The organism is Sphingomonas yabuuchiae (assembly GCF_014199595.1).
Taxonomy (GTDB): domain Bacteria; phylum Pseudomonadota; class Alphaproteobacteria; order Sphingomonadales; family Sphingomonadaceae; genus Sphingomonas; species Sphingomonas yabuuchiae.
Genome location: NZ_JACHNX010000027.1, coordinates 18,879 through 29,135, shown reverse-complemented (window position 1 = coordinate 29,135; position 10,257 = coordinate 18,879). Strand labels below are relative to the sequence as shown.

The 10,257-nt window shown below is 61.7% G+C and carries 16 protein-coding genes and 1 pseudogene; 16 read left to right on the top strand and 1 reads right to left on the bottom strand.

The features are described from left to right. From GGQ89_RS20125 to GGQ89_RS17990, 8 genes and pseudogenes are all read left to right on the top strand, one after another. A pseudogene (locus tag GGQ89_RS20125) lies at positions 1–200 on the top strand (hypothetical protein); the annotation flags it as partial. Between the two features lie 148 nt (positions 201–348). Then, complete coding sequence (locus GGQ89_RS18020; RefSeq protein ID WP_142639894.1) at positions 349–609, top strand: hypothetical protein; 261 nt, start codon at positions 349–351, stop codon at positions 607–609. Between the two features lie 3 nt (positions 610–612). Continuing rightward, on the top strand, positions 613–1,893 hold the full coding sequence (locus GGQ89_RS18015; RefSeq protein ID WP_142639892.1) for a Fic/DOC family protein: 1,281 nt from the start codon (positions 613–615) through the stop codon (positions 1,891–1,893). Between the two features lie 328 nt (positions 1,894–2,221). Then, complete coding sequence (locus tag GGQ89_RS18010) at positions 2,222–2,611, top strand: DUF3768 domain-containing protein (RefSeq protein ID WP_008831643.1); 390 nt, start codon at positions 2,222–2,224, stop codon at positions 2,609–2,611. Between the two features lie 11 nt (positions 2,612–2,622). Next, positions 2,623–2,910: a hypothetical protein gene (locus GGQ89_RS18005; protein WP_142639890.1), complete on the top strand. Its 288-nt coding sequence runs from the start codon at positions 2,623–2,625 to the stop codon at positions 2,908–2,910. Then, positions 2,907–3,173, top strand: coding sequence for a hypothetical protein (locus GGQ89_RS18000; protein ID WP_008831641.1), 267 nt, complete (start codon positions 2,907–2,909; stop codon positions 3,171–3,173). Before GGQ89_RS18005 ends, GGQ89_RS18000 begins: the two co-directional genes overlap by 4 nt. Before the next feature lie 12 nt (positions 3,174–3,185). Then, on the top strand, positions 3,186–3,395 hold the full coding sequence (locus GGQ89_RS17995) for a hypothetical protein (protein ID WP_004213310.1): 210 nt from the start codon (positions 3,186–3,188) through the stop codon (positions 3,393–3,395). Continuing rightward, the gene (locus GGQ89_RS17990) at positions 3,392–3,925 is read left to right on the top strand and encodes a hypothetical protein (RefSeq protein WP_142639888.1); all 534 of its coding nucleotides are present in this window, start codon (positions 3,392–3,394) and stop codon (positions 3,923–3,925) included. The genes GGQ89_RS17995 and GGQ89_RS17990 overlap by 4 nt, the downstream gene beginning before the upstream one ends. A gap of 42 nt (positions 3,926–3,967) precedes the next feature. Here the strand turns inward: GGQ89_RS17990 and GGQ89_RS17985 are convergent, their stop codons facing one another. After that, the gene (locus GGQ89_RS17985; RefSeq protein ID WP_142639886.1) at positions 3,968–4,258 is read right to left on the bottom strand and encodes a hypothetical protein; all 291 of its coding nucleotides are present in this window, start codon (positions 4,256–4,258) and stop codon (positions 3,968–3,970) included. An 837-nt stretch (positions 4,259–5,095) separates the two neighbouring features. On the opposite strand from GGQ89_RS17985, the gene GGQ89_RS17980 reads away from it, so the two are divergent. The 8 genes from GGQ89_RS17980 (at position 5,096) to GGQ89_RS17945 (ending at position 10,130) form a co-directional block, all read left to right on the top strand. Beyond that, positions 5,096–5,242, top strand: a complete 147-nt coding sequence (locus GGQ89_RS17980; RefSeq protein WP_172799925.1) for a hypothetical protein — start codon at positions 5,096–5,098, stop codon at positions 5,240–5,242. Between the two features lie 117 nt (positions 5,243–5,359). Next, positions 5,360–5,620: a hypothetical protein gene (locus GGQ89_RS17975; protein ID WP_122129121.1), complete on the top strand. Its 261-nt coding sequence runs from the start codon at positions 5,360–5,362 to the stop codon at positions 5,618–5,620. A 2-nt stretch (positions 5,621–5,622) separates the two neighbouring features. Then, positions 5,623–7,074: a DUF4942 domain-containing protein gene (locus tag GGQ89_RS17970; RefSeq protein ID WP_234831424.1), complete on the top strand. Its 1,452-nt coding sequence runs from the start codon at positions 5,623–5,625 to the stop codon at positions 7,072–7,074. 316 nt (positions 7,075–7,390) lie between these two features. Further along, positions 7,391–7,639 carry a hypothetical protein gene (locus GGQ89_RS17965; protein WP_030541643.1) on the top strand — a complete coding sequence of 83 codons (249 nt, stop codon included), beginning with the start codon at positions 7,391–7,393 and terminating at the stop codon, positions 7,637–7,639. Beyond that, on the top strand, positions 7,636–8,445 hold the full coding sequence (locus GGQ89_RS17960; protein WP_008831890.1) for a hypothetical protein: 810 nt from the start codon (positions 7,636–7,638) through the stop codon (positions 8,443–8,445). Before GGQ89_RS17965 ends, GGQ89_RS17960 begins: the two co-directional genes overlap by 4 nt. A gap of 11 nt (positions 8,446–8,456) precedes the next feature. Continuing rightward, on the top strand, positions 8,457–9,077 hold the full coding sequence (locus GGQ89_RS17955) for a DUF6884 domain-containing protein (protein WP_030541642.1): 621 nt from the start codon (positions 8,457–8,459) through the stop codon (positions 9,075–9,077). A 256-nt stretch (positions 9,078–9,333) separates the two neighbouring features. After that, the gene (locus GGQ89_RS17950; RefSeq protein WP_008831892.1) at positions 9,334–9,591 is read left to right on the top strand and encodes a hypothetical protein; all 258 of its coding nucleotides are present in this window, start codon (positions 9,334–9,336) and stop codon (positions 9,589–9,591) included. 221 nt (positions 9,592–9,812) lie between these two features. Further along, the gene (locus GGQ89_RS17945; RefSeq protein WP_006953908.1) at positions 9,813–10,130 is read left to right on the top strand and encodes a hypothetical protein; all 318 of its coding nucleotides are present in this window, start codon (positions 9,813–9,815) and stop codon (positions 10,128–10,130) included. Positions 10,131–10,257 lie beyond the last annotated feature (127 nt).

The following is a 10,257-nucleotide window of genomic DNA, read 5'->3' as shown; positions in this document are numbered from 1 at the left end:
ATAATGCGAAGCAAAGACCATCAGATAACGGCGGAATTCTGCGGATTTCAGACGCTAAAGCCGCGTTCCTTCACATTATCGATACCTCGCGATTATTGACCGCGCTCCGCAACGACAAGCGCGCCATTTTTGAGGCAGCCCGCGAGGCGCAGAACGCCGCCGACTACCTATTGGCGATGATGACCGACCAAGCGGATTGAATGCCCCGCCCCGCAAAATGCACGAGACGCCGCGCTTGCGCGGCGTCTCATTTCAGGAAAGTGAAATATGGGGGGCTACTCAATGTGGTTTATATACAAATCCCGACATGTTAACTATGGGCGGGAGCAGGTCGTTTTTAGGTGCAAAATGGAAAATATCATCGACACCTACAGGAATCGCATCAAGGCGATGGGGTATGAGCCGCGTCGGCAGGAAGACATTCCTGACGTGATGGCAGCTTATTGCGAAGCAATCGCAAATTGCAAGATTGAAGGACTTGAATTGGTTTCGGATGACCATTCTTTTTGTTTGCTGTTGGTCGAAACCCAAATTCCCGTCGATGTGGTGATTGGTCTGGCGCAGGACTACAACCGTGATGTTCTGTCCCGCCAGAAACTTGCTGCATGATTGGTGAGCGACCCTTACACCTGGCGTAACAGCGACGTTCTTCGGAACAAGCTGGGAATCCGCGACGATAATATCCTCAAGGAGCGAGAAGCTTTCTTCTCGGTTGTCCGACATGGCGAGCTGGTCGTGCAGCGCGCCGCGCCGGCGACGAATGCGCGCGAGTATCGCGAACTGCACAATCATCTGTTTCAGGACGTATATGATTGGGCGGGGCGCTTTCGGACCGTGGACATAAGCAAACCCGGCAGCACTTTTGCCCGAGCGCACTTCATTGCCCGCAGCATGGAGCACGAATTTAAGCAGCTGCCCGACCTCCAAACCCTCAAGTCGATGGATCGTGATCGCTTTGCCGATACCATGGGGCGACATATTTCCGAATTAAATGCCGTTCATCCGTTCCGTGAGGGCAATGGTCGCACCATGCGGCTGCACTTGCAGCTACATTCCCTTGCGGCCGAAAAATTCGTCTCGATCCAGGCAATGGGGCCGAAGGACTGGATGGAGGCGAGCCGCGATAGCTTCCATACCGGAAATCACGCCTCCCTCGCCAAAGTCATCCGCGATGCAATGCCGCTCGAACAGAACCGCGTCGAGCCAGCGCGTGGGCCAGCGGGCATCGCGTTTCCGCCCTCGATGGAATCTCTCATGCCAGTTGGCGAACGGCGCGCAATGAGTATCGAGCAGGCCAAGGATCAAATTAGCCGTTACCTACCTACTGCGCAAACCGTTGCGTCGCGGCAGCATGAGCAGCTTAACCGGATCGCGGAAACGTCCGCTGACATGCGCCAGCTGGCCGCACGTTCAGCGCAGGAGCTTGCCTTTTTCCGCGATCCCAAAGGGCCGATGCACCACCTTCAGCTGATTGAGCAACGCCGCTATCATCAGATCGAGGTCAATTGGTCCGAGGGCATGGACCCGCTGCAAAGAGTCCGCGCCATCAGCGCGGGCGCCGCAGATTTCCTTTCGAAAATGACCGACCGCGACATTCAGGCCGCCGATCGCGCGCTACGTCTGCAAGTCATGCCTCCCGGCGTCAGTCAGGTTGATCTACGCCTTGCCGCGCAATTCGAGAAAAACTCGCCTGAGCAGAACCGGGCCGATGCCAGGTTCGCGCAATTCCAGCTCGCCATTGATAAGCGCGTCGCGACAGCTACCGAGCGCGGCGCATCGAAGGAACAGCTGGCGCAGATCGTCGAAAGCGCAAAGGCGCATGTCGCCGCAACATTGCGCGAAGGCAAATCACCGACACAGGCGGCCGAGAAATCAAAGGACCGCGAGCGCTGAAAATGAGCGGCCAGGGCCGCGCGCCTAGTAGTCTGTCAGCTGCCACATAGGATCGAGCGGCCCAGGGCCGCGCCCCGTCAGTGGTGGCAGTTGCCACCGGGGGGAACACCAAGGGCACCCGCCCTTTCGTTCCCGAAGCATAATCGACAGGACCGGGTTGCACGCCAAGTTCGGCCAGTTCCGGCGCGCTCGCGCGCGCCGGGGCCTCCCTAGACGCGCCGCCCGCACCACTCCCATCGATTTTGCTTCCCCCTCCCCATCCCGCGCTTCGCCAGCGGGTCAGAGCCGCAGGCCGCAGGCAGCGGCTTCGCCTAAAGGAGTGAGGAAAATGGAAGCGACAACTGACCAGATCGCCACCATCGCGGCGCTGAACGACATTGCGCGGCGAACGATGGGTGTGACTTGTCGCACCGTGATTACGCAAGGCATCGCGGCGCTGGACGAGAACACGCAGTCCGACATTCTCAAGATGATCGAGGGCTTTGAGGATTTCACACCCGACAACGACCCGCACGGCGAGCATGACGCCGGTTTCCTTTATCGTGATGTGATTGGCCAATGGCATACCCGCTGGACTGACGACAGCACGCGCCCAGCCCTCTCGGTCATGTGGAAGTTCGACTATTACGACCGCGATCTTGAATTTGGCAGCGCCGAACCGTGGAATCCCGATGCCACAACCCGCGTGCTCACCATTCTCCTAACCAGTGAATATTGAGGGAGGCCATCATGACCAAATCGCCCCCGGTTATCGAGCTTAGCTGGCGTGATGAGAATTATGGTTCCGTCTGCGCCGTCGCCGCTTTCCGCAACTATGCGGGCACACTGGATTGGAGCCACCGCACCCACCAGCGGTTTCGCGGATGCCTGAAACGTGCAGGCTTCGCGTTCCATTGGGGGCGATGCAGCTATATCGCCACCAGCGGCACCCGCGAAGAGAGGCAGCACGCCCTTTGTGACGAGCTGGCCCGCGCAGGATTCCAGATCGACAGCGGCGACGTGAGGGCAGAGGCATGAACCGCGAACGCCGCAAGCAGATCGCCGCCGCCCGCGTGCTGATCGACAAGGGCAAAGCCCTGTTGGATGAGGCGCGCGACATGCTTGAAACCGTCAAGGATGACGAACAGGCCGCCCGCGAGAATCTACCACCCAGCCTTGAGGACAGCGAACGTGCGCAGGCGATGGACGCCGCAGTTTCCGAACTGGAAAGCGCGATTTCAGCCCTTGAAGACTTCGACGCCGACGAGATCGGCACAAACCTCGACACCGCCAGCGAATAGGAAGGATTGACCATGCAACCCATGCGCCACCTAGATCGAGACACGCGCCGCGCCCGCCTTCTGGCGGCGCGCACGCGCCCCGTCGGCGGCATCAACCGGCGCGGCATCTTCACCGGCCATTGGGACGGCGGCGATGTTGTGCGCCAGTTTCGCGGCGACAACGGATCATGGATCGGCCTTGCCGCCTACAAGGCGAAAGAAGAGCCGGAGCCGCAGCCATGAAAATCAGCAACACGGCGAGCGCCGTTCGCGTCACCCTCTCGCCTACCGAGATCAGCGATTTGCAATTTGTGATCGAGGCGGCCGAGCGCGCGGGGCATTATATGCCCGCGCGCGTCCCCAACATCATGGCGGCGCTGACGCGCAGCGCCGACGATGTTCGGATGAAACAGGCGATGAAGCGGGCGGAAAAAGATCGCGTAACGCGGATCGAGCAGGACCGGCGCGCGCGCGAACGCCAATTCATGCTAGGCGACCGATACAGCGTCATGGCGAGCCGCGCCGACTACGCCGATGCGTCTTCCGATCCGGACGCGCGCCAATGGGTTGACCTAGTGTTTCATGAAATCATGCAGAGGCCGCTTCCCGATCAATACGAACTCCGGCGCGACGTGTGGCGTGTCCACGTTGTCCAACTGGACGGCGGCACGCTCGGCGCTGTTGTAGGCGGCGATTGCACTCAAACCGCCGACCCCGCCGAAATTACTTCCGTAGCAGGGCAGCTGATCGCCCGCTTCGAGGGCAGAGCTTGACCGGCGTGGAGCGGTGGCAGCTGCCACCGCTTTCAGAGAGATCTAGAATTTGGCGATGAGAGGCAGCAGCGCCGCCGCTTGGCTTCCCAGGACCGGCACCCAATATTTCGCGGCGCGGTAATCAGGGCCGTGATCGACCGCCATCACCCCAAAGACATATCCGATCATCGGCAGCGTCCACAGCAGACGCCCGCCCAGGTCTACGCCCATCAGCACCAGCGCAACGCCGAGCACGGCCCAAAGCGGAATCAGTCGTTCCATGATTTCGCGATGACGGACTATTCGCCATGCGCTCTCCCAGTCATCGGCACTAACCTGCGATACGAGGCTCATAGCTTCCCCTTTTCATCAACGGTCGCCGGGGATCATCCAACGGCTTTATGAAAATGTGAAGAGCGTTTCGCGCGCATTCTCGCCAGTCCGTTGTATAGCCTTCATCGAGCGAGGGCGAAGGACTGTGACAGCGGCCTTTCGCAAATCCTCTCGCTCAAAGGAGGTGATGTGATTTGACAGCATATGAAGCAGCTCAATTGACGATCGCAGCCGTCGCGCTCGTGATTGCAATTGTGAAGCTGGGGAAGTCCGATAAGGGCTGATCCAGCGGGGCGGGTGGTCTGACAGGGCCGCCCGCCCTAAAAGTTTGAACCCGCCGTGTGACAGCACGGCGGGTTCAGGTAGGTGCGTGAAATGAATCAGCACACGAAGCATTGCCTATATAGCCCTTTTCCCTTGCCAATCCAATAACCGGCGTGCGCGCGGCGCGTTCCCCTCCTGTTCCGTTTGGCGCATAAGCGCCCAACGGCCGCGAACTACAACCGCCCCAAGCCCATTGATCCTATCTGGTATCGGCAAGGCTGCTATCTGCGCATCCAGTGCGCTTGCGGTCGCCGCGTCGTCGCCCCGCTGGGCGACTTCGCCCGCTCACGCCGCATTTCTTTCGATACCCGCATATACGAACTCATCGCGCGGCTTCGGTGCAGCCAGTGCCGCCGCAAACCTTATGCGGACGTGTCGCGCAACCGCTCGGGCAATTAAACTGACGGAGGATCCGATTACTCGGATGCTTCCGGCGCTATCCGTTGGGCATGTCGCCGGCGACATGCCGCAGCGCCCGCTAGGTCGCCGCTACGCTATGACCTGGCGGGCGCTTTTCCCTAGATTGAGGCGGCAATGCCGCCGTGCCCGCTGTTCGACTTCGGGGCCTGTTCCTGCCCCCTGCCGCAAGGGCTGGACCGTCTCGGCCGCTATGCGGCCTCGCTTGGCGATCAGGCGGGTTTCCCCGCCCTTCCTTCGCTACGCTCCGTGCAGGACGGGTGATCCCCCTCCCCCCTGATCGGCCCTGATTTGCGGCATTCCCCGGCCCTGCTCGCCGCTGGGCAGAAGTCGATGACCCGTCATCGCCTTCGGCTCCATTCTAGGCAGGGAAAACAGCACATGACCGACATTCCGCTGGCAACAATTCTTCGGATCAACGCCGCCCGCACCATCCCGCTCGCTCGCTATGAGGAAGAGGGCAATTTCGACCGCTTCGGCTACATCAAAGACCTCGCCGAAAATCATGGCGCTGACCTTCCCGCCGTCATCGAGATTGCCGATCTACTAGGCCCGGAGGAAGATTTTGACGGCCTTGTGACCACCATCGAGGACGCCGCCGAGGGCTTCGGCTTTGGCGCTCTTATTGTCGAGGGGGCGTGAACATGGGCCAGGAGCTTATGACGCCCGCGCAGATCGCGGATATTTGCGACGGCCGAGACAAGGCCATAGCCCTTTGGCTGGGCCTCTATGACACCTACCATGCAACCCGCGACGAGGCGGCGCGCCTGACCCTTGGCGGCGCACTGTCGCTGTCATGTGGCCGCGACTGGACCGAGGACACGTTGACCCGCGCTTTTATCCAGTCGCAGCCTATCGAGCAGCGCGACAAGGAGACGGGAGCGCGCCAGACCATCGCCGCACGCGACAATTTCGAGCGCGTCTTGACGCACACGATGGACCGTCGGTGCTGGGCGGCCCTCATGGAGCAGCTGGGTTTTGACCAGCTGCTAGACCAGCAGGCCCGCAAGGAGTTTCATGACGGCTTGCGCGATGATCCCGTGCCGTTCACGCCCGACAACTGCGCCGCCACTTTCGGGAATATCTGGACCAACCGGCGCGACCTTTATTTGCGCGGCATCGCCAACGTCTTCGCCAAGCTGGATCGCCGCTTTCGCTCGCACAACGGTTTCAAGATCGGCGCGCGTCTCATCATCGACCGCGCCTTGAACGAATGGGGATCATGGGACCGCTACGAGCGCCGCGACACGTTGCGGGACGTGGAGCGCGTCTTTCTGGAACTGGACGAAAAGCCCCCGGTTTCAGAGGGCCACAGCATCGCCTCACAGGTTGCCGATTCGGCACGCGTGCGCGGATCGCTGCCAACCGTGATCGAGGGCGACTATTTCCGCGTTCGCGTCTTCAAGAATGGGAATCTGCACATATGGTTCGAGCGTGACGACCTTCTGCAGAGCGTGAATCTGTTGCTCGCGGAATATTACGGCGAGGCTATCGGTGATGGCTATGAGACGACCGAGGCAGAAGCGGCCCCGGCCTATCATATCACGCCCGCTAAGAACTTCGGCGCGTTCATGACTTCCCCGGAGATCGCCGCCCAGGTCATCGAACATGCGAGGATCAGCACAGGCCAGCGCGTTCTAGAGCCTAGCGCGGGAAAGGCCGCGCTTGCTTCGGCCGCGCGCAACGCTGGTGCCGATGTAACTTGCGTGGAGCTGCAACCCGGCTTCGCCCACGAACTACGCGTAATCCACGGCTTTGCCGATGCGATCGAGGGCGATTTTCTCGCATTGGACCCGGCCCATTACGCACCGTTCGACGCGGTGATAATGAACCCGCCTTTTGATCGAGGCCGCGACTGTGACCATGTGCGCCATGCCCTCGCCTTTCTCAAACCGGGAGGCGTGCTGGTGGCAATCATGAGCGCGCGGGCAGAGTATGGCGAGGATCAGCGCCACAAGGCGCTACACCGCATGATCGCTGGTTGCGAGGCGATCTATTTCCACGGTCGCAAATGGATCGACCTTCCCCCCGGTTCTTTCGCCCACGCCGGAACCAACGTGAACACTGTTTTGCTTGCGATCCGCAAGCCGGGTTGATCGGTGCAGGCGGTGGCAACTGCCACCGCCTGTCCTGGCGCAGATTGAGGCGGCAAGCCGCCGCGCTGATTTGTCGCGTTTGGGGCCTGTTCCTGCCCCCTGCCGCAAGGGCTAGACCGTCTCCGCCGCTGCGCGGCTCCGCTTGGCGACCAGGCGGGTTTCCCCGCCCTTCCTTCGCTGCGCTCCGTGCAGGGCGGGTGATACCCCTCCCCCCTGATCGGCCCCGTTTGCGGCATTCCCCGGCCCAGCGTCGCCCGCTTTCGGCAGAAGTCGATGACCCGTCATCGCCTTCGGCTCAATTAGGAAGGGAAAGCCCATGAAAATCCGTATCTACCGCCAGACCGAGCAGGACTTTGACCGGATCGAGATCGAGGGCGCGACCTTTGAAACCATCGTCAGCCGGGCAGCGGTCGAGGGGCTTCAATGCAGCGGTTACGACAGCAATCCGAGCCAGCGGCCTGAGTTGCAGGGCGCACCGAAATTCAAGGGCGTTTGCGGTCCTATGTGGGATGGCGATGCGATCCGCTACGAGTGCAGCGCCACCTATGCGGAGTTGAGCGCATGAGCGCCGCCGCCGCGATACGCACCGCGCAGGCCGACCAGCTGGGCGACCAGATCATTGCCGCAGGCTTCGCGCCAAACGGCTTTGTGCTGGACATTAACGGGGCGCTTGATGTGCCCCGCGACTTTCCCCTTTCCGCGCCGTGGAATCTGCCGTCGCGCCTGTTTCAGTTCCCCATCGAGGTCATCCGCGCAGAGCAGGACGAGCCGCGCAAGATCGGCCTTCGCCATCCTTTGCTTGCCGCCCATCCTTTCGTGCAACACGTCGAGCGTGCGCTAGGGATCGAGATCGCCCGCGATGGCGTGACGAACCGCCACGGCTACAGCAACCGCGTTCATTCGCTCTGGCATCATGCGGTGGACCTTATCAGCGCCGGGAAATGGCGCGAATTGCTCGCCACGCAGGAGTTCACCGAGCCGCGCAATATCTTCAATGCCGTTGTCTATGGCCTTCGCTATTCGGACCACGCCGACAGGAAGGCGAGCGGCCACATCAGCACCGTCGAGGCCCGCCAGATCATGCGGGAAATGGGAGCTACCGAGCCGACCGACCGCGCCGCGTTGCTTCGCAGCTTTTCCGCGCCGTCGCCCTGCCAGCAGGAACGCGGGGCCGAGCATTGGCCGATCAATCTTCACGGACCTTGCGCCGAGGATAAGGCATGGTCTTTCATCATCGGGATCGAGGATGGTTGGTTTTCCTATGACCGTTCCGGGCATCTGCAATGGTCCCCCATGGGCCGCGACCGTTACGCGGCAGGCGATAGCGCCAGCTTTACCGAGGCGAGCGGCCAGACCGCTTTCGCCTTTTGAGGGGATCGAGCATGGCCCGCCATTGCATCCGCGAACCTCGCTACGTTCCCCCGGTGCAGCGCATCGGGGAGCAACCCGACTTGTTCGGTGGACCGACCCTTAGCCACGTTGCCGAGCGCCAAGGACCGCCGAAAGGATGGCAGCGCCAATTGCAGAAATGGGGCCGCTGCACCGTCATTGCCGATCTTGAGGCAGCGCCGCCGTCTGTCATCGACCCTCCCCCGTCCCCGTCTCCGGTTTTCCTTGTCGCTTGCGTTGCTGCGAAGCTGGACCGCCCCGCCCCGGCGCGCGATCTTTACGCATCGCCATGGTTCCAGAAGGCCCGTGCCTATGTCGAACGACAGGGCGGCGCATGGTTCATCCTGTCAGCAAAGCATGGCCTGATCGCCCCGGAAACCGTCATCGCGCCCTATGACGAAACGCTAGGCGCGATGAAGGCAGGCGCGCGCCGCCTTTGGGGCGCGCGCGTGATCGAAGCAATGGCCGAGCAGATCGACGCCGCCGCGCCGCTGATCGTTCTCGCAGGCCGCAACTATCGCGATCCCCTTTGGCCGCAGATCGAACGGCGCGCATCGGTTCCGATGGAGGGGCTTGGAATCGGTCAGCAGCTCGCTTGGTTGAGCGACAACTGAGAGCGAGAATTGTCGCGGTCCATGCGCAACTTCGCACGATGCGCTTCGAGGGGGCATCTGTTTGTCGCGCCGCCCTTTCAATCTATCCAACGCCATTTGGCGTTGTGAGTTTGAGGATTATAGGCCCAGCAACGGCCCAAGCCCCCCGGTAGGGCCGCCCACTCTCGGCAAGCGCAAATGGCGTAGTTTGCGCTTGCCGGGAGACCAGTTGCCCTCTCTATATGGCAAGGTGACTGCCCTCTCACCGACAGCGCCCTTGTGGACCCAAGATCAGGCCATCGCCTATGAGGCGGCCCTTGAGGCCATCAACGACGTTATCGCCGGTTACAGTGAGCAGATCGCGCTCGAGCATGGTTGCGTAGCGCCGAACGCGGCGCGGATCGCTTGGCTCGAAATGCGGACGGATCAGGCATCGGCCACCGGCCATGCGCTCAATGTGGTGGATGATGAGAATGTCCGGCAAACGCTGCTGGAATACAGCGCGATCGTTCGGGCGCGAGACGGCGCAGGGTGAAGGTCCGCTCGATGGGCGGGCGTTAGTTTGTTAAATCCCCCCGTCAGTGTCTTCCTAGCATGAGGGCTGCACCAGGCCGCATCAAGGATCGGCGGTTCCCCCAATTTGCTGCGCAAATCGGCTCCCCCACCGCCCGCTAGCGCGGCCGCTTCGCGGTCCCTGACCCGACCCGGCGCTGCCCTCCCCTTGGCCTTGCCAATTCCGGCAACAAGGAGGTTGTTATGTCTCATCGTCTGTTCGCTCAGCTGGCTTTCGAGCGTGCGCTTGGAAATGCTGCGATCGAGGCGCTGGCGACCGCGTTGAACGATAAGGATCATTTCGACGCGGAAAGCATGTGGCCGAAAGACCCGATGTTTATCGGCAAGACGAGTGCTGACATCGAGGCGGTTGCGGCCGAGCTGGGCCAGATCATCGAGGACCGTATAAAGGACGTGCTCGACGGCCCCGGCATCCGCAACATCGAGCGCGGCGAATGCGTCTATCCGCAAGTCGTCGCGGTCGTGCTGGCGGCCAAGGCGAAGCGCGGCCAATCCGGCTGACGCCGGAGGGGCGGGCTAACCCCGCCCCTTTTCGCCCGCTGGGCGAAACCGATGATCTCGGTGCCATGCAGAGCGCGGGGCGGGGCATCGAACCCCGCCCCGCGCAATCTCTTCTCTCTGTGTGTCG

Coding starts and splice junctions, on each gene's coding strand:
- GGQ89_RS17955 (WP_030541642.1), top strand. CDS start 8,457: ATGGCCCGCCATTGCATCCGCGAACCTCGCTACGTTCCCCCGGTGCAG.
- GGQ89_RS17960 (WP_008831890.1), top strand. CDS start 7,636: ATGAGCGCCGCCGCCGCGATACGCACCGCGCAGGCCGACCAGCTGGGC.
- GGQ89_RS17980 (WP_172799925.1), top strand. CDS start 5,096: ATGCCGCCGTGCCCGCTGTTCGACTTCGGGGCCTGTTCCTGCCCCCTG.
- GGQ89_RS18010 (WP_008831643.1), top strand. CDS start 2,222: ATGGAAGCGACAACTGACCAGATCGCCACCATCGCGGCGCTGAACGAC.
- GGQ89_RS17970 (WP_234831424.1), top strand. CDS start 5,623: ATGGGCCAGGAGCTTATGACGCCCGCGCAGATCGCGGATATTTGCGAC.
- GGQ89_RS17985 (WP_142639886.1), bottom strand. CDS start 4,258: ATGAGCCTCGTATCGCAGGTTAGTGCCGATGACTGGGAGAGCGCATGG.
- GGQ89_RS17945 (WP_006953908.1), top strand. CDS start 9,813: ATGTCTCATCGTCTGTTCGCTCAGCTGGCTTTCGAGCGTGCGCTTGGA.
- GGQ89_RS17975 (WP_122129121.1), top strand. CDS start 5,360: ATGACCGACATTCCGCTGGCAACAATTCTTCGGATCAACGCCGCCCGC.
- GGQ89_RS18005 (WP_142639890.1), top strand. CDS start 2,623: ATGACCAAATCGCCCCCGGTTATCGAGCTTAGCTGGCGTGATGAGAAT.
- GGQ89_RS17990 (WP_142639888.1), top strand. CDS start 3,392: ATGAAAATCAGCAACACGGCGAGCGCCGTTCGCGTCACCCTCTCGCCT.
- GGQ89_RS17995 (WP_004213310.1), top strand. CDS start 3,186: ATGCAACCCATGCGCCACCTAGATCGAGACACGCGCCGCGCCCGCCTT.
- GGQ89_RS18000 (WP_008831641.1), top strand. CDS start 2,907: ATGAACCGCGAACGCCGCAAGCAGATCGCCGCCGCCCGCGTGCTGATC.
- GGQ89_RS18020 (WP_142639894.1), top strand. CDS start 349: ATGGAAAATATCATCGACACCTACAGGAATCGCATCAAGGCGATGGGG.
- GGQ89_RS17965 (WP_030541643.1), top strand. CDS start 7,391: ATGAAAATCCGTATCTACCGCCAGACCGAGCAGGACTTTGACCGGATC.